The organism is Lentzea sp. NPDC059081 (assembly GCF_042738015.1).
In the GTDB taxonomy this organism is placed as follows: domain Bacteria; phylum Actinomycetota; class Actinomycetes; order Mycobacteriales; family Pseudonocardiaceae; genus Lentzea.
In genome coordinates, this window is sequence record NZ_JBHYGW010000020.1 from 102,903 (window position 1) to 119,321 (window position 16,419).

18 protein-coding genes are annotated in these 16,419 nt (G+C 70.5%); 5 read left to right on the top strand and 13 right to left on the bottom strand.

The window, feature by feature from the left end; translation table 11 throughout:
* Window positions 1-6 precede the first annotated feature (6 nt).
* Window positions 7-468: an Lrp/AsnC family transcriptional regulator gene (locus tag ACFWV3_RS33355; protein WP_382417209.1), complete on the bottom strand. Its 462-nt coding sequence runs from the start codon at window positions 466-468 to the stop codon at window positions 7-9.
* Between the two features lie 110 nt (window positions 469-578).
* Here ACFWV3_RS33355 and ACFWV3_RS33360 point away from each other — a divergent pair, with 110 nt between their 5' ends.
* A complete protein-coding gene (locus ACFWV3_RS33360; RefSeq protein ID WP_382417211.1) occupies window positions 579-1,517 on the top strand; it encodes a Glu/Leu/Phe/Val dehydrogenase dimerization domain-containing protein in 939 nt (312 codons plus the stop codon).
* A gap of 86 nt (window positions 1,518-1,603) precedes the next feature.
* Here the strand turns inward: ACFWV3_RS33360 and ACFWV3_RS33365 are convergent, their stop codons facing one another.
* The 8 genes from ACFWV3_RS33365 to ACFWV3_RS33400 form a co-directional block, all read right to left on the bottom strand.
* Entirely contained in the window at window positions 1,604-2,014 is a 411-nt protein-coding gene (locus ACFWV3_RS33365) for a L,D-transpeptidase (protein ID WP_382417213.1), read from the bottom strand.
* A gap of 70 nt (window positions 2,015-2,084) precedes the next feature.
* Entirely contained in the window at window positions 2,085-2,441 is a 357-nt protein-coding gene (locus tag ACFWV3_RS33370) for a L,D-transpeptidase (protein WP_382417215.1), read from the bottom strand.
* Between the two features lie 337 nt (window positions 2,442-2,778).
* On the bottom strand, window positions 2,779-3,549 hold the full coding sequence (locus ACFWV3_RS33375; RefSeq protein WP_382417217.1) for a S1 family peptidase: 771 nt from the start codon (window positions 3,547-3,549) through the stop codon (window positions 2,779-2,781).
* A 131-nt stretch (window positions 3,550-3,680) separates the two neighbouring features.
* A complete protein-coding gene (gene glpX, locus ACFWV3_RS33380) occupies window positions 3,681-4,721 on the bottom strand; it encodes a class II fructose-bisphosphatase (RefSeq protein WP_382417218.1) in 1,041 nt (346 codons plus the stop codon).
* A gap of 66 nt (window positions 4,722-4,787) precedes the next feature.
* Window positions 4,788-5,021: an exodeoxyribonuclease VII small subunit gene (locus ACFWV3_RS33385; RefSeq protein WP_382417220.1), complete on the bottom strand. Its 234-nt coding sequence runs from the start codon at window positions 5,019-5,021 to the stop codon at window positions 4,788-4,790.
* Window positions 5,018-5,362, bottom strand: a complete 345-nt coding sequence (locus ACFWV3_RS33390; RefSeq protein WP_382417222.1) for a sugar ABC transporter substrate-binding protein — start codon at window positions 5,360-5,362, stop codon at window positions 5,018-5,020. The genes ACFWV3_RS33385 and ACFWV3_RS33390 overlap by 4 nt, the downstream gene beginning before the upstream one ends.
* Window positions 5,352-6,593 carry an exodeoxyribonuclease VII large subunit gene (xseA, locus tag ACFWV3_RS33395; RefSeq protein WP_382417304.1) on the bottom strand — a complete coding sequence of 414 codons (1,242 nt, stop codon included), beginning with the start codon at window positions 6,591-6,593 and terminating at the stop codon, window positions 5,352-5,354. The genes ACFWV3_RS33390 and xseA overlap by 11 nt, the downstream gene beginning before the upstream one ends.
* Window positions 6,587-7,081 (bottom strand): lipid droplet-associated protein, encoded by a 495-nt coding sequence (locus ACFWV3_RS33400; protein WP_382417223.1) that lies wholly within the window; start codon window positions 7,079-7,081, stop codon window positions 6,587-6,589. The genes xseA and ACFWV3_RS33400 overlap by 7 nt, the downstream gene beginning before the upstream one ends.
* Before the next feature lie 63 nt (window positions 7,082-7,144).
* Here ACFWV3_RS33400 and ACFWV3_RS33405 point away from each other — a divergent pair, with 63 nt between their 5' ends.
* A complete protein-coding gene (locus ACFWV3_RS33405) occupies window positions 7,145-8,089 on the top strand; it encodes a 4-hydroxy-3-methylbut-2-enyl diphosphate reductase (RefSeq protein ID WP_382417225.1) in 945 nt (314 codons plus the stop codon).
* A 72-nt stretch (window positions 8,090-8,161) separates the two neighbouring features.
* Here the strand turns inward: ACFWV3_RS33405 and ACFWV3_RS33410 are convergent, their stop codons facing one another.
* Together ACFWV3_RS33410 and ACFWV3_RS33415 are read right to left on the bottom strand one after the other, a co-directional pair.
* Window positions 8,162-8,917: a DUF6542 domain-containing protein gene (locus ACFWV3_RS33410; RefSeq protein ID WP_382417227.1), complete on the bottom strand. Its 756-nt coding sequence runs from the start codon at window positions 8,915-8,917 to the stop codon at window positions 8,162-8,164.
* 89 nt (window positions 8,918-9,006) lie between these two features.
* The gene (locus ACFWV3_RS33415) at window positions 9,007-9,918 is read right to left on the bottom strand and encodes a DNA recombination protein RmuC (protein ID WP_382417229.1); all 912 of its coding nucleotides are present in this window, start codon (window positions 9,916-9,918) and stop codon (window positions 9,007-9,009) included.
* 99 nt (window positions 9,919-10,017) lie between these two features.
* Here ACFWV3_RS33415 and ACFWV3_RS33420 point away from each other — a divergent pair, with 99 nt between their 5' ends.
* Genes ACFWV3_RS33420 through ACFWV3_RS33430 form a run of 3 tightly spaced genes read left to right on the top strand, consistent with a single transcriptional unit; the run spans window position 10,018 to window position 14,590 of the window.
* A complete protein-coding gene (locus tag ACFWV3_RS33420) occupies window positions 10,018-11,157 on the top strand; it encodes an exonuclease SbcCD subunit D (protein ID WP_382417231.1) in 1,140 nt (379 codons plus the stop codon).
* Window positions 11,154-14,030 carry an AAA family ATPase gene (locus ACFWV3_RS33425; RefSeq protein WP_382417234.1) on the top strand — a complete coding sequence of 959 codons (2,877 nt, stop codon included), beginning with the start codon at window positions 11,154-11,156 and terminating at the stop codon, window positions 14,028-14,030. Before ACFWV3_RS33420 ends, ACFWV3_RS33425 begins: the two co-directional genes overlap by 4 nt.
* A 20-nt stretch (window positions 14,031-14,050) precedes the next feature.
* On the top strand, window positions 14,051-14,590 hold the full coding sequence (locus tag ACFWV3_RS33430; protein ID WP_382417236.1) for a hypothetical protein: 540 nt from the start codon (window positions 14,051-14,053) through the stop codon (window positions 14,588-14,590).
* Here the strand turns inward: ACFWV3_RS33430 and ACFWV3_RS33435 are convergent.
* Both ACFWV3_RS33435 and ACFWV3_RS33440 read right to left on the bottom strand, forming a co-directional pair.
* Window positions 14,587-15,084, bottom strand: coding sequence for a methylated-DNA--[protein]-cysteine S-methyltransferase (locus tag ACFWV3_RS33435; protein ID WP_382417237.1), 498 nt, complete (start codon window positions 15,082-15,084; stop codon window positions 14,587-14,589). The two genes, ACFWV3_RS33430 and ACFWV3_RS33435, sit on opposite strands and share 4 nt — an antisense overlap.
* The gene (locus tag ACFWV3_RS33440; protein WP_382417239.1) at window positions 15,081-16,367 is read right to left on the bottom strand and encodes a bifunctional transcriptional activator/DNA repair enzyme AdaA; all 1,287 of its coding nucleotides are present in this window, start codon (window positions 16,365-16,367) and stop codon (window positions 15,081-15,083) included. The genes ACFWV3_RS33435 and ACFWV3_RS33440 overlap by 4 nt, the downstream gene beginning before the upstream one ends.
* Window positions 16,368-16,419: the final 52 nt, after the last annotated feature.

Consider the following 16,419-nt stretch of genomic DNA (forward strand, 5'->3'; position numbering starts at 1 on the left):
CGGAACTCACGCGCCCGGCAGCGGTGCCGGGTCGTGCTTAGCCAGGTGCTGGAAGATGATCGACGTGCGGAACCCGACGATCTCCTTGCGCGGGCTCAGCTTGTCGAACAGGAACGCGTGCAGCGCCTCGTTGTCCTGAGCGCCCACGTGGATCAGGAAGTCGTCGCTGCCCGCCATCACGAACACCGCCGTCACCTCGGGCAGCCCCACGGCGAACGCCTTGAAGCTGTCGATGACGGCCCGGCTGAGCGGCCGGACGTGCACGGCCACCAGTGCCTGCACGCCGCGGTTGAGCGCGGACGGGGCGATGTCGGCGTGGTAGCCGCGGATCACGCCGCGTTCGCGCAGCAGCCGGATGCGCTCCAGACAGGTCGACGGCGCCACGCCCACCTTGCGGGCGATGTCGCGGTTCGACTGGCGGGCATCGCGCTGCAGTTCCCGCACGATCGCCGAATCAAGTTCATCCATCGCGCACCTCGCACGCCCGTCGCCGAACAAAGTTCGGGCAACCACCTGAAACCCTGATTTTCACCCTAACTTCGAGGTCAAACCATGGCTGAAGTTCGGGAGGAACGCAGATGTGGGAACACGAGCGTCTGGTGGTCCGCACGGGGAAGCGGTCGGGGATGACGACGATGGTCGCCCTGCACTCGACGCAGGCGGGGCCGGCGGTGGGCGGGTGCCGGATGAAGGCCTACGGGCAGCTCACCGACGCCGTCGCGGACGTGCTCAGGCTGTCGAAGGCCATGACGCTCAAGTGCGAGGCGGCCGGGATCCCGCACGGCGGGGCCAAGAGCGTGATCGTCGTCGACCGGCCGCTCACGCCGGAGCTGCGCAGGGACGTGCTGCTCGACCACGCCGACCTGATCAACGAGTTCGCCGGCAGCTACCAGGCGGGACCGGACGTCGGCACCGGCCCTGCCGACATGGCGGTGCTGCGGGAGCTCACGCCGTGGGCCTACTGCCTGCCGGAGGAACAAGGTGGCACGGGGTCGTCCAGCGGACCGACGGCACGGGGCGTGCTGGCCGCGCTCAGGGCGGCGGCCGAACACACCTTCGGATCGAGCGACCTCACCGGTAAGAAGGTCGTCATCAGCGGGTTCGGCTCGGTGGGCGAGCTGATCGCCGAGGGCTTGGCGGGCGCCGACATCACGGTGTCCGATGTGGACGAGAGCAGGCGCAGCGACCGGTTCGGCTGGGTGCACCCGGCCGAGGCGCACCAGGTCGAGGCCGACGTGCTCGTGCCCGCCGCGGTGGGCGGGGTGCTGAGTCCCGAGACCGTGAAGGACCTGAACGTGCGGATGATCGTGGGACCGGCGAACAACCAGCTCACCGACGACGGTGTCGCGGACCTGCTGGCGGAGCGCGGGATCGTGTGGGTGCCCGACCACGTGGCCAGCGCGGGAGGCGTGATCTACACGCTGGCGCGCGAGGACGACGGGGACGACCACGAGACCGCGCTGACGAGGGTCGACGTCATCGAGACGACCGTGCGCAGGCTGCTCGCGGGCCGCTGAGCCACGACTGCTGAACCACGACTGCTGAACCACGACTGCTGCCCACCGGCGCCTCCACCGGTGGGCAGCTCGTGTCGGGCAGCGGGTTACGGCAGCACCTGCACCTGCTCGCCGACCATCAGGTTGTCGTAGAACACCTGCGAGGCGTCCCAGGACATCCGGATGCACCCGTGCGACTGGACCGCCGTGTCGCCCTGGTGGAACGCGATACCGGTCGTGGTGAAGTACACCGCGTTCGGCATCGGGCCGTTGTAGGGGACACTCCAGTCGTTCTTCACCTTGCGCAGCACCGAGAACGTGCCCACCGGGGTCTCATAACCCGGCTTTCCGTGGCTGATGGGCACCGGGCCGTAGCTCGTCGTGCCGTTGTAGACCAGCCACGCCTGGTTCGTGCTCTTCACGAGGCACGCTCCGTTGTAGACGGTGCATCCCGCCTGAGCTTGTGCGGGTACAGCGAAACCGAGGATCAGGAGCACCGTCGCGATCAGAACTCGCATCTCTCATCACCCCTCGGTAGTGGAGTAGCCACTCTGGGGTGATCTGAATCATAGATTTATGGAAACGCCGTCAGGCGACCACTTGCACCGACTCGCCGATCGCGAGGTTCGTGAAGTAGTACTGCGCCGACGCGCGGTCGAGGTGGATGCAGCCGTGCGACGGTTCGGTCAGCGAGCCCTCGTGGAACGCGATGCCGCTCTCGGTGAAGTACGTCGACCACGGCATCGGGCCGTTGTACGGCCGACTCCACTCGTCCTTCACCTTGCGCAGCACCGGGAAGTTGCCCAGCGGCGTCTCGTAGCCCCGGCGGCCGTGCGTGATCGGCACCGGGCCGTAGGCGATCTTGTCCCCGCGCAGGACCCACGTCTGGTTGGTGGAGAGCTGGATGCACGCGCCGTCGCTGATCGTGCACGGCGTCGGCTTCACGACCGGCGGCGGAGGAGGCGGCGGGGGAGGAGGAGTGGAGGTGGGCGTCGCCGAGGAAGGCGGCGCAGGAGGAGGAGCGACCGAGGAAGACGAGGCCACCGAGGACGAAACAACCGAAGACGGTGGCGCGGTGGGAGTTTCGGCTTGCACGGCCCCCTGCGTGCACCCCGCCACCGACATCAACGCGACCGCCACGAGCACCATCCGCATCGGGCACCCCCATGTTCGTCCCGTCCCTTGCCGAAGTAGACGACCGGGGGACCGCGCTGGTTGCAACGCGGAGGGCCCGCCTCCCATAACGGTTGGGAGACGGGCCCTCGCGGACTGCGGTTACCGGTTACAGGCCGCCCACGTTCGAGCTGACCCACGAGCGGTAGTACGAGACGTCCACGTAGATCGACGGAGCCTGGGCGCAGTTCGCGCCGCCACCGGACCGGCTGGTCGCGCCGATCAGCTCCCAGCGACCGGACACGGACTTCACCTGCGGGCCACCCGAGTCGCCGTAGCAGGCGCCCTTGTTGCCGTCGGTGTTGTTCGTGCAGATCTCGGACGCGGCGCTGATGCCGGAGCAGCGGTTGTCGGCCACGATCGAGGTGTTGAGCTCCTGCAGGGTCACCGGAGCACCGCAGGCACCGCGGACCGGGCAGGTCTGGCCCCAGCCGATGATGCGGGTCGCCGTGCCGACCGCGCCCGACGCCGACGAGATGGTGATCGGGGCCTGGCTGACCGAGGTGTTGAGCTGCACCAGGGCCAGGTCGGCCGACGGGTGCGTGATGATCCGCGACGCACCGGTGGTGGTGCCGCCGCTCGTGCGGTTCGTCGTGCCGATCCGGGTGCGGATCGACGACGCCGACGAGCCCTGGACGCAGTGCTTCGCCGTGACGACCCAGTTGGCCTTGATCAGCGAGGCACCGCAGAAGTGGCTGCCCGAGGTGTTCTGCAGGGACACCATGAACGGGTAGACCTGGGTGGCGTTGCCGCCGCCGACGATCATCGGCGAGACCTCGCCGTCAGCGGTGGGAGCCGGAGCCGCGGTGGCCATGGCGGCGCTGGCGAGCAGGGCGCCCGCGGCCACGGCGATTGCGGAGAACAACGAACGTGCCCTCATCGTCGAGTTTCCTTTCCTGAACCCGGCGCAGGGTTGCCGGGGTCAGGACGGAAACTAAGGACGAACTTCGCATCGTCACTAGGGTCACTCGTCTGGTCACCGAGTGTTCACAGTTCACAGAAAACGGACATTCACGGCAGCGGCTGCTGCGCGTCCTCGGGGATGTCGAAGTCGACGGACGAGTATTCGCGCAGCTTGTGGAGGCTGTGGAAGCCGTCGATCATGCGCACGGTGCCGGACTTGGACCGCATGACGATCGACTGGGTCGTGCAGCCGCCCGCGCGGTAGTGCACGCCGCGCAGCAGGTCGCCGTCGGTCACGCCGGTGGCGCAGAAGAACACGTTGTCGCCGCTGACGAGGTCGTTCGTCGTCAGCACGCGCGACAGGTCGTGGCCCGCGCCGATCGCCTTCTCGCGTTCCTCGTCGTCCTTGGGCCACAACCGGCCCTGGATGGCGCCACCGACGCACTTGAGGGCCGCCGCGGCGATGATGCCCTCCGGCGTGCCGCCGATGCCCACGAGCATGTCCACACCCGACGTGGGGCGTGCCGCGGCGATCGCACCGGCCACGTCGCCGTCGGAGATGAAGTGGATGCGGGCGCCGGCCTGGCGCACCTCCTGCACGATGCCCTCGTGCCGGGGCCGGTCGAGGATGCACACGTTCACGTCGGAGACGTCGCTGTGCTTGGCCTTCGCGACCCGGCGGATGTTCTCCGCGAGCGGCGCGGTGATGTCGATGACGTCGGCCGCCTCCGGGCCCACCGCGAGCTTCTCCATGTAGAACACGGCGGACGGGTCGAACATCGCCCCGCGCTCGGCCACGGCCAGCACGGCCAGCGCGTTCGGCATGCCCTTGGACATCAGCGTGGTGCCGTCGATCGGGTCGACCGCGACGTCGCACTCCGGGCCTTCGCCGTTGCCGACCTCCTCGCCGTTGAACAGCATGGGCGCCTCGTCCTTCTCGCCCTCGCCGATCACGACGACACCGCGCATCGAGACGGTGTGGATCAGCTTGCGCATCGCGTCGACCGCGGCGCCGTCACCGCCGTTCTTGTCGCCGCGCCCCACCCACCGGCCGGCGGCCATCGCCGCGGCCTCGGTGACGCGCACGAGCTCCAACGCCAGGTTCCGGTCCGGGGCTTCGCGACGTCGTTCCGCGGGGGTGTTCACCATTGCGCGCCTCCATGCGACTGCTCAGCGTGCCGGATTTTTGATCGGCAGCTGAATCCTTGCACGGGATCACGCGTCCGAAACGTCCTCCTCGACGACGGCGAGAGCTGCATCGATTCGCTCACGCGCACCGGCGAGATGCTGCTCACACGTCTTGGCCAAAGCCTCGCCGCGTTCCCACAGCGCGAGTGAGTCCTCGAGGGACAGTCCTCCCGCCTCGAGCTTGCGGACGACCTCCACCAGCTCGTCGCGAGCGGCTTCGTAACCGAGTGGAGTCTTCTCTTGGGTGGTTTCCGAACTCACGCGGATTGGCTCCTCAGACGGCTCAGCACGGTCGCGACGGCCAGGTCGTAGCCGACCAGCGCCTCCGCGAACTCCTCGCCGTCACCCTCTCGCACCGCCTCGTCGATGAGCGCCTCGGCCTCCGCGACGCGCCGGTACTGCACCGTTCCGGCGGTGGCCTCGCTCAGGTCGTGCAACGTGAGGATCAGCGTGCGGCGGCTCTTGGTGTCGCAGTCGCCCACCATCGCCGTCCAGCACTCCGCCGCGGCGCGGTTGGCCGCCTCCGCCTTGGTGCGCAGTCCCGAGCCGCACGAACCGGCCGCCTCCATGGTGAGGGGCAGGAACACGGCATCACGCATCATCGGTACCTCCCCCTTCCAGGCTCTGGACAGTCGCTCGCACTGCACCGTCAACGACGCGTACCCGCAGCTGTGTTCCGGCTGGTGCGTCGGTCACGGAACGCAGGACCCCGTCGGGCCCGTCAGGTGTGACGAGTTGCACAACGGCGTATCCGCGGGCCAGCGTGGCGGCTGGTCCGAGGGTCGTCAAGCGGGCTTTCGTCCCCGAGAGGTGGACGTCTTCCCGATCGAGTCGTTGCGTGACTGCCCTGCGGCCCTGGTCGCGAAACCGCTTCACTTCTTCCGAACGGCGTTCGAGCGGGCCGTACGGGTCCGAAAGCACTGGTCGGGAGCGCAGGGAGTCCAACAGCCGGCGTTCTCGATCGACCCAGCCGTGCAGCGCGCGGCGGCCGCGGTCGCGCATCTGCCGGACGCGTTCACTCTCCTCAGCGACATCGGGAACCACCCGTTTGCCTGCGTCGGTGGGCGTCGAACAACGCAGGTCGGCGACGTGGTCGATCAACGGGGTGTCCGGTTCGTGGCCGATCGCGGACAGCACCGGCGTGCGGCACGACGACACCGCGCGGCACAGCGCCTCGTCGGAGAACGGCAGCAGGTCCTCCACGCTGCCGCCGCCGCGCGCGATGATGATCACATCGCACTCCGGGTCGCGGTCCAGAGTGGACAGTGCGGTCATCACCTGGGTGACCGCCATCGGACCCTGCACCGCGACGTTGACGACGCGGAAATGCGCTCCGGGCCAACGGTTTCGCGCGTTCGTCAGCACGTCCCGCTCCGCCGCCGACGCGCGTCCGGTGATCAGCCCGATCTTGTTCGGCAGGAACGGCGGCCGGCGCTTGCGGCGCGGGTCGAAGAGCCCTTCCGCGTGCAGCAGCTTGCGCAGCCGCTCGATGCGCGCCAGCAGCTCGCCGACGCCGACCGCGCGGATGTCGTCCGCGCGCAACGACAGCGTGCCTCGGTTCGGGTAGAAGCTGATCTTCCCGTGCGCGATCACCCTGCTGCCCTCGGTGAGCTGCAGCTCGCGGATCATCGAGGCGTTGCAGGTGATCGACATGGACATGTCGACGCTCGGGTCGCGCAGCGTCAGGAACGCCGTGGAGCTGCGCGCGTTGAGCTGCGTGACCTGGCCCTCGACCCAGACGTCGCCGAGCCGGTTGATCCAGTCGAGCAGCTTGCGGGCGACCGTCCGCACCGGCCAGGGGTTCTCCGGTGTGGATTTTGCGTCAGTCACGATTGCGTTTTGACCGTCGCGATCCGCCGGTTGAGCATGCCCACGAACTCAGGCCGAGACTCGTGCGCCTTCTCGTAGCGCAGCAGTTCCTCCAGCTGCTCCACGTCGAGGTTGCGCAGCCGCGCGCGCAGCTGGGCGATCGACAGCTCGTCGTAGGACGGCAGGAACTCCGGCACCTCGGCGAGCGCGCGTTCCTCTTCCTCCCACGGGTCGCCGGCGGGAGTTTCCTGAGAAGTCGTGACGGGCGTCTCGTCCTCGTCGAACGTCGCCCACTCCGGTTCTTCCTCGGCGGGGCGCAGTCCGGAGAGGACGTCGTCGCCCTTGATGGCGAGTTCGGTCACATGCTGCTGCACGCGCATCGAGAGCTGCATCGCCTCGCTGACCACCGTCAACGGGAGTCCGGCGAGCTGCTGGGGCAGCCTGCGGGCCTGTTCGAGGGCGGTCGCCGCGAGCCCGGCGGCGACGCGGACACCCAGTGGCAGTGGCTTCATGCCGCCTAGCCTGCCGCAACCGCGTCTGAAATGCCTAGGCATCGTCCTGGGTACCCTGGGGGCATGCCCAAGCGAGTCCTGTTGGCGAAGCCGCGTGGTTACTGCGCGGGCGTTGATCGTGCCGTCGAGACGGTCGAGCTCGCCCTCGAGAAGTACGGCGCTCCCGTCTACGTGCGCAAGGAGATCGTCCACAACAAGTACGTCGTGGAGACCCTGTCCGATCGTGGCGCGATCTTCGTCAACGAGACCGACGAGGTTCCCGAGGGCGCGCTCGTCGTGTTCTCGGCGCACGGCGTGTCGCCCGCCGTCCACGCGGAGGCGGAGCAGCGTTCGTTGCGCACCATCGACGCGACGTGCCCCCTCGTGACGAAGGTCCACAAGGAAGCGGTGCGGTTCGCGAAGGAGGACTACGACATCCTCCTGATCGGCCACGAGGGCCACGAGGAGGTCGAGGGCACCGCCGGTGAGGCGCCGGACCACGTCCAGCTCGTCGACACCGCCGAGGACGCCGCCCGCGTGGAGGTCCGCGACCCGTCGAAGGTGATCTGGCTGTCGCAGACGACGCTCTCGGTCGACGAGACCATGGTGCGCGTCCGCCAGCTCAAGGACCGCTTCCCCGAGCTGCAGGACCCGCCGTCCGACGACATCTGCTACGCCACCTCGAACCGCCAGACCGCGGTGAAGACGATGGCGCCGTCGTGCGACCTCGTGCTCGTCGTGGGCTCCAAGAACTCCTCCAACTCGGTCCGGCTGGTCGAGGTGGCGCTGCAGCACGGCGCCAAGGCCGCGTACCTGATCGACTACGCCAAGGAGGTCGACCTGGCGTGGCTCGAGGGCGTCGAGACCGTCGGCGTCACGTCGGGCGCGTCGGTGCCGGACCTGCTGGTGATGGAGCTGCTCAAGCACCTCGAGTCGAACGGGTACGACGAGGTCGAGGAGATCACGACGGCGAACGAGAAGATCGCGTTCTCGCTGCCGCGCGAGCTCCGCAAGGACCTGGTCCGCTAGACCCCGCTGACACGCGAAGGGCGCTCCACCCGGCTCGGGTGGAGCGCCCTTCGTTCGTTCAGCCGTCGAGTGTCAGCGGTCGTCGCGCGGCGGCCGGGGCCTGCGCTGTCCAGCCGGGCGTTCACCACGGGCGCCGTCCGGACGCGGCCGACGAGCGGGCGCCCCCTCGGGCCGCGGGCGGCGGGCGCCTTCAGCGCGCTCGGCGCGTTCCGGACGCTCGGAGCGCTCCGCCCGGTCCGCGGCGGGGCGGGGGCGGCGTGGGCGGTCCTCGTCGGCGTCGTCCTCGCGCGGCCTGCGGGCCGGCTTCGAGCGCTCCTTGATCTCCGCCTTGGCCTCGCGGACCTCGTCCTTGGACGGGCGGTTCGGGTCCTTCTGCATCACGATCCGCACGATGCCCAGCGCCACGGTCACGGCGGTCGTCACGGCCATCACCGGGAAGCTGTCGATCAGCGGCTTGCCCAGGCCCAGCGCCATCGCGGACAGGCCGCCCTTGGCCACGCCGCCGGTCAGCAGGACCAGCGTGGGCACGGTGGCGGCCAGGATCAGCGGCGGCTGCACCATCGGCGCGAACAGGCTGCGGCGCTGCACGAGCAGGATGCCGGCGAGTGCGCCCAGGAAGAACACCGCGTTGAACGTCCAGCCGACGGTCTTGCTGGAGTTGATGTCGATGAACGCGCCGATGAACGCCGGTACCAGGGCGCACAGGATCGCGGCCCACCACGGGATGCCCTTGAACTCGCCGAAGATGGCCCGGTAGTTCCACGGGACCAGGTCGTAGTCTTCGACGTCGTCCTCGAAGGCTTCTGAACGCTCGCGCAACGCACTCACGCCGCACACGGTAGCCGTTCGGCCAATCGGTGTTCGTGGGTCCGCGGCTTTCTCACCCAGAAGCAACCTGCGGGCACTCTCCGTGCGTTTTAAGCGGACTGTTCGTCAGCCCTTCGGACCAGGGGCAGCGGAGTGGGGGTGGCCGAGGCGTCCGTCAGCGGCTCCACGCTCGCCCGGAAGCCCTCCAACGCGTCCAGCTCGCGCCGGCGTGCGGACAGGAACCGCTGCAGGTGCGTCGTGGAGAGGTTGACGGCCTCGATGGCGGTGTCGGCGGCCCGGTTGGCGCGGCCCGCCTGGAGCCTGACCTGTTCGACGTCGTCGGCCAGGGCGCGTTCGGTCACCGCGAACATCGCCGACGACGCGATCACCGCGAAGCCGGTCGGGCCGCACAGGAACACGCGGCGGTCCAGCAGCCAGCGCAGCAGTTCCGGGTCGGTGTCCAGGGCGGCGACGACCGCGCCGTCGTTGGGGACGAACATGATCGTGCCGTAGATGGCGTCGGCCCAGCGCTGGTAGCCCTTGCCCGCCAGTTCGGCGGCACGCGAACGGATGTTGCGCACGTGCACGCGCAGCGCGTCCTGGCGTTCCTGCGGGTCGTCCGTTTCGACCGCTTCCGCCCAGGTGGCCATGGACATCTTCGAGTCGACCGGGACCTGGCGGCCGCCACCGACGTTCAGCACCATGTCGGGCCGCACCGCGCCGCCGCCGGCCACGTCCGTCTGGAGCGTGTAGTGCAGGTTCTCGCGGAGACCGAGCGCGCGCGCCGTCTCGACGAGCACCTGTTCGCCCAGTTCGCCTCGTCCCGAAACGCTGGAGAACGCCACTTCGTACCGTTGGAGGGCCACCTGCTGCGCGTCGTAGCGCGCGCGTTCGGCGCCGATAGCGGCAAGCGCTTCGTCGGTGCGGCGGACGCTGTCCTGGTAGAGGCGCCAGACGAACAGCAAAGCCCCGGCGCTGACGAGCGCCAGGACGATCGAGGCGGTGATGATCACTGCGGTCACGGCACCGATGATGCTCCCCCGAAGATGGTGAACTCGATCGGGTGACACGCCGGGAACCCTCCCGGAGATTTGTCGGACCTCGTCTCTACGGTTGGTGCCATGCGGATCCTGCACACCTCCGACTGGCACGTGGGACGGACGTTCCACGGCCGCGACCTGCTCGTCGAGCAGGAGTCGGTGCTGAGCGGCCTCGCCGACCTGGTGACCACGGAGAAGGTCGACGTCGTGGTCGTCTCCGGCGACCTCTACGACCGGGCGGTGCCGTCGGCGGACGCGGTGGCGTTGTGCGCGCGGGTGCTGATGAGGATCCGCGCGGCCGGGGCGAAGATCGTGATCACGCCGGGCAACCACGACTCGGCGGCGCGGATCGGCGTGTTCGGCGAGTTCGCGGCGGCGGGCGGGCTGCACCTGCGCACGCAGATCTCGTTGCTGGACAAGCCGGTCGAGCTGGCCGACGAGCACGGACCGGTCGCGGTGTACGGGATCCCGTTCCTGGAGCCGGAACCGGCACGGCACGTGCTCGGCGTCGCGGACAAGGGCCACGCACCCGTGCTGGCGGAGGCGATGCGCCGCATTCGCGCCGACCTGGCAAACCGCGAGGCGCGGTCCGTCGTGCTGGCGCACGCGTTCGTCACCGGTGGGGCACCGTCGGAGTCGGAGCGCACCATCGCGGTCGGCGGCGTGCAGGACGTGTCGATGCAGGTGTTCTCCGGCGTCGACTACGTGGCGCTGGGGCACCTGCACGGGCCGCAGACGCTCGCGGAGAACCTGCGCTACTCGGGAAGCCCGCTCGCGTACTCGTTCTCCGAGGCGCGGCACCGCAAGTCGGTGTGGCTGGTGGAGCTGGACCAGGGCGGGCTCGTCGGCGTCGAACGGCGTGATCTGCCGGTGCCGCGCCAACTGGCCACGGTGACGGGTACCTTGGCCGACGTGCTGGAGGATCCGGCGCACACGCCGCTGGAAGACCACTTCCTGTCCGTGGTGCTCACGGACCAGGTGCGGCCGATGGACGCGTTGCGGCAGCTGCAGAAGCGCTTCGAGCACGCGGTGCACGTCGAGTGGCGGCCCGAGCAGGGCCCGCAGCACGACATGACCTACGCGGACCGGGTGCGCGGCCGCAGCGACGAGGAAGTGGCCTGCTGCTTCGTGTCGGACGCGCGCGGTTCCGAGCCGTCCGAGGCGGAGCAGGCGTTGCTGCGCGAGGCGTTCGCATCGGTGGCGAGGGAGCAGGAGCAATGAGACTGCACCGCCTGGAGCTGACGGCGTTCGGGCCCTACCCGAAGCCGGAGTCCGTCGACTTCGACGAGCTGGGCGCGGACGGGTTGTTCCTGCTGCACGGCGACACGGGCGCCGGCAAGACGACGTTGCTCGACGCGGTGGCGTTCGCGCTGTTCGGCCGGGTGCCGGGTGCGCGCGGCGACGTGAAGAAGCTGCGCTGCGAGTACGCCGACCCCGAGGTGCCGACGGAGGTGTCGCTGGAGCTCACGGTGCAGTCGCGGCGGTTCCGGATCGTGCGCTCGCCGGAGTTCGACCGGCCGAAGAAGCGCGGCGGCGGCTTCACCACGCAGCCCGCGAAGTGCTCGCTGACCTGGCTCGAGGGCTGGGACGGCGAGGGCATCACCCGCATCGACGACGTGGCGCGCGCGGTGGAAGACCTGCTGGGCATGTCGTACGAGCAGTTCTTCCAGGTCGTGTTGCTGCCGCAGGGCGAGTTCGCGAAGTTCCTGCGGTCGGACACGGCCGAGCGCGAGGTGCTGCTGGAGAAGCTCTTCGGCACCGAGCGGTTCCTCGACGTCGAGAAGTGGTTCCGCGACAAGCGGGTCGTGGCCGGTCGCGTGCTGGAGGAACGCCGTCAGGGCGCGGCGAAGCTGGTGCACCGCGTGGCCGAGGCCGCCTCCGAGGAACCGTCCGACGAGCCGGGCTGGCTGGAGTCGGTGCTGGACCGGCTCTCGCTCGCGGTGCGGGAGGCCGAGGCGCTGTCGGAGGAGACGGCGGGCGTGGCCGACGGCGCGGACGCGTTGCTGGCCCAGGCGCGCGTGCAGGCCGACCAGCTGCGCCGCGTGCGGGAGGCCCGTGAGCTGCTGGCCAGGGTCGAGGCGGCCGACTCGGCGTCGTGGTTCGCCGAACGCGACGCCGCTCGCCGCGCGATCCCGGTCGTGCCCGCTCATGCCGAGATCGCGAAGCTCCGGCAGTCCTACGAGTTCGCCGTCCGCGACGAGGCCAAGGCCGCGGACGCGTTGGCGCGCTTGGGGTACGAGGGCACGGAGCTGCGTCAGGACGCCGAGCGCTACCGCGAGGAGGCGGGCGGACTGGGGGAGCTGGCGGCGGAGGCCGAACGCCAGCAGGCCGACGTGCGCAAGCTGTCGGTGCTGAAGAACTCGTCCTACCAGGTCGAACGCCGGTTGCTGGCGCTGAACGCCGAGCTGGAGGTGCTCCCCGAGCGCCTGACCCAGTGCCGCGCCCAGCTCGACGCGGCCGTGGAGGCGTCCGGCCGGCTGGAGTCGCTGAAGGCCCGCGCCGACGCCGCCGAGGCGCTGCCGGACGCCGCGAAGGCGTTGGAGCGCACCAAGAAGGAGCTGCACGAGGCGATCGACGTCCACCAGAAGATGAAGGACGTCCTGCAACAGGTGCGGCACCAGCGCCTGGAGAACATGGCGATCGAGCTGGCGGCGGCGTTGAAGCGCGGAAAGCCCTGCGCGGTCTGCGGTTCCCCGAGCCACCCCGCTCCCGCCCAGCCGATGCTGGGCGGGGTCGACGCGACGGACGAGGAAGAGGCCGCGCACGACGAGCAGGCCGCGCTCGACCGCCGCAACGAGGCCGAACGGGCCGCCCACGCCGCCGAGCTGCGCATCCAGGCCTGCTGGGAGGCGTTGGGGTCCGAGGAGCCCGCCGTCGCGCTGGCCGAGTACCGCACGGCGCTCGACCTGGCGCGGACGCGGTCGCAGCGGCAGACCGAGTTCGTCGGGCTCGAGGCCAAGACCCGCGACCTGGGCGCGGAGAAGGGCAAGGTCGAGCAGGACCTGGTCGGGCTGCGCACCGAGCACACGTCGCTGACCGGGGTCGTGGAGGAACGCGGCGCCCGCCTCGACAAGGCCCGCGGCGAGCACGAGGACGTCCTGACCCGCCGCGACCACCTGCTCCGGCTCGCGAAGGCGTTGGTGGAGCTGGACGAGCGCCGCAACGCCCGCGCCGGTGCCCTGGCCCGCGTCGAGGAGCAGCAGGCCTCGGTCGCCGCGCTGGCCGCCGAGGCGGGCTTCGCCGACGTCGCCGAGGCCCTGGCCGCGCACCGCCCGGCGATCAAGCTGCAGGCGCTGGACGACCGCATCGCCGCGTGGGAACGCGCCCGTGCCTCGGCCCTCGCGACGCTGGAGGAGCTGGCCGAGGTCGACCCGGACGAGGAGGTCGACCTGAACGAGGTGACGGCCCAGGCCTCGTCAGCCCGTGCGGCCGCGTCCTCCGCGCAGACGAGCCTGGCGCGTGCCCGTGCCGCGTCAGAGCGGGTGAGCGAGCTCGCCCGCAAGCTGCGGGCCGAGCGGAAGTCGCTGGAACCGCTGGAAGCCACCTACGCCGAGCTCGACGCGCTGACCGACGTGATCAACGGTCGCGGCCAGAACTCGAAGAAGATGACCCTGCGGTCGTACGTGCTGGCGGCGCGGCTGGAGGAGGTCGCCGTCGCCGCGTCGGCCCGCCTGCACCGCATGAGCCAGGGCCGCTACAGCTTCGTGCACTCCGACACGGCCGGTGCCCGTGGTACCCGAGGCGGCCTGAGCCTCGACGTGCTGGACGACTACTCGGGCCGGTCGCGGCCTGCCAAGACGTTGTCCGGCGGCGAGTCGTTCCTGGCGTCGTTGTCGCTGGCCCTGGGGCTGGCGGACGTGGTGGCGAACGAGACGGGCGGCGCGCTGCTCGACACGCTGTTCGTCGACGAGGGCTTCGGCACGCTCGACTCCGACACGCTGGACATCGTGATGAACACCCTCGACGAACTGCGCGCGGGTGGCCGGGTCGTGGGGCTGGTGTCGCACGTGGAGGAGCTGCGGCAGCGGATCCCGACCCGGTTGCGGGTGCGCAAGGCGCGCACCGGTTCCACGCTGGAGATGTCGCTGGGCTGATCAGCGTCTAACCTCGGCGCGTGCTGTCCCACGTGGAAATCACCGCTCGCGTCGAGGTCGCCGAGGCCGCCCACTTCGGGTGGTCGTCGCAGGTGGAGTTCTCGCACGACTGCTTCGTGTGCCGTCGGACCGGACGGACCGTCCGCCTGCGCCACGGCGCGACGCACGGCGTGTGCCACTCGTCCCGTCAGCCGCTGGAGTGGCAGGACGAGCAGGCCGAGACGGGCGGCCACCCGGCGCCGATCCGCATCACCGGCTTCGACATCGCGGGCGACAAGACCAGCACGACGTTGAGGTGCCGGCTGTCGTTCTGGTGGTCGCCGTTCACCGACTCCGAGCGGCCGGGAGCGCAGGGCGGCGAGCTGGGCGCCGGGCCGTGGGTCCGGCTGTTCTACCGCGTCGGCTGCCACGCCTGCCGCGACGCCGGCGAGGACCAGTGGTTCAACGGGGAGCAGTCGCTGCAGACCAACACGGTCCTGCCGGTCGTCAGGCCGTGCCAGAAGTGCGGCACGGACCTGGTGACCATGGTGGGAGCCCCGGGGATCACGCTCGTCGGTTAGGCCTCGTGCGCGAGCAGCCAGCGCTTGACGTCGAGGCCCCAGCGGAAGCCGCCGAGGTTGCCGCCGATCCGGATCACCCGGTGGCACGGCACGAACAGCGCCGCCGAGTTGCGCGCGCAGGCCGAGGCGGCGGCACGGATGGCGGCGGGACGGCCGGACAGCTCGGCGTACTCGCTGTAGGTGACGGGCTCGCCGGCGCGGACCGTGCGCAGGACGTCCCACGCGTGCTGCAGGAACGGGCCGGACTTCTGCCGCACCTCGACGGTGTCGATCGAGGTCAGGTCGCCCTCGTGGTAGGCGACGACGGCCTTGGTGACGTCGCCGAGGTCCTGCTTGGGCGTGATCTCCGACGGCATCAGCGACGCGTGGATCTGCGGCGTCAGCAGGGCCAGCTCGGTGGTCCAGCCGCTCGCCAGCACCGCTCCGTCCCGCGCGACGACCGCGGTGAACGGCCCCGCCGGGGTGTCGACGGTGGACGTGTGCGCGACGCTCATGATGTTGCTGCCTTCCTCGTCAGGTGTGCTCCCGCGTAGGAGCGCCACGGCCGCCAGTCGGGGCCGTGGGAAGCCATGTCTCGCAGCGACCGGGGGAGCACCAGCACGTCCGGCGCGCCCAGCACCCGCATGGCCACCTCGTCGGCCACCGCCGAGCCCACGAGGTGTGCGAGCTCCTCGGTCAGGTCCTCGATCGAGCGGCCCACGTCGACGACGAGTCTGCCGCTCGCGAGAGCCTCGGTGACGGGGTGGTCCCCCGCCGAGTAGAGGTGGGTCAGCGCGCCGTCCGGGATCTGCAGCGGCACGCCCTCGAACGGCGCCACGAGCCGCAGCAGCGTCTCGGCGCCGTCGACGCTGCCCGCCACCCGAATCCCGGGCACCGCGCGGACCAGCGGGCCGATCACCGGGTCGGCGCCGAGGAACGAGTCCACGGCCACCGGATCGGCGTCGAGGTCCAGCAGCCGCCGCACGCGGGAGACCGCCGCGCCCAGGTCCCGCACGTCGGCGAGGCGCAGCGAGCACAGGACGTGGTCCACCGGGAACGTCAGGCGGACCGTCGCCTCGCCGTGCGGCAACGACATCGTGCGCGCGTAGGAGTCGTCGGTGACCTCCTCGACGCCGGGCAGCGCACGTGCGCGGAAGTACGCGAGCAGGCCTACGGCATCGAACGGCGGCCTATAGGGCAGTCGCAGCACGATCCGGCCCGGCGTGCCGACCGGTGCTTTGCCGCGGCCGCGCATCTCGGACGGCGTCGAGGCGAACACCATGCGGATGGTGTCGTTGAACTGCCGCACCGACGCGAACCCGGCGGCGAACGCGATGTCCGCGAACGGCAGTTCGGTGGTCTCGATCAGCAACCTCGCCGCGTGCGCGCGGTGGGCCCTGGCCAGCGCCAACGGCCCGGCGCCGAGCTCCGCGGTCAGCACGCGGGTGAGGTGGCGCTCCGAGTAGCCGAGCTTCGCCGCGAGACCGGACACGCCGTCGCGTTCGACGGCGCCGTCGCTGATCAGGCGCATCGCCCGGCCGGCGAGGTCCGCCCGCAGGTTCCACTCGGGCGAGCCGGGCGTGGCGTCCGGCAGACACCGGCGGCAGGCCCTGAACCCGGCGGACTGCGCGGCGGCCGCCGTCAGGAAGAACCGGCTGTTGCGGCGCTTCGGGGTCACCGCGGGGCACGACGGCCGGCAGTAGATGCCGGTCGTGCGGACCGCGTGGACGAAGCACCCGTCGAAGCGGGCGTCACGTGCGGAGCACACCCGGTACGCGTGTTCTTCGTCGATGACCATGCCGACGATCCTGCCAGCGGGAACAGGCAATGGCTCGCGGGAATCGGACACG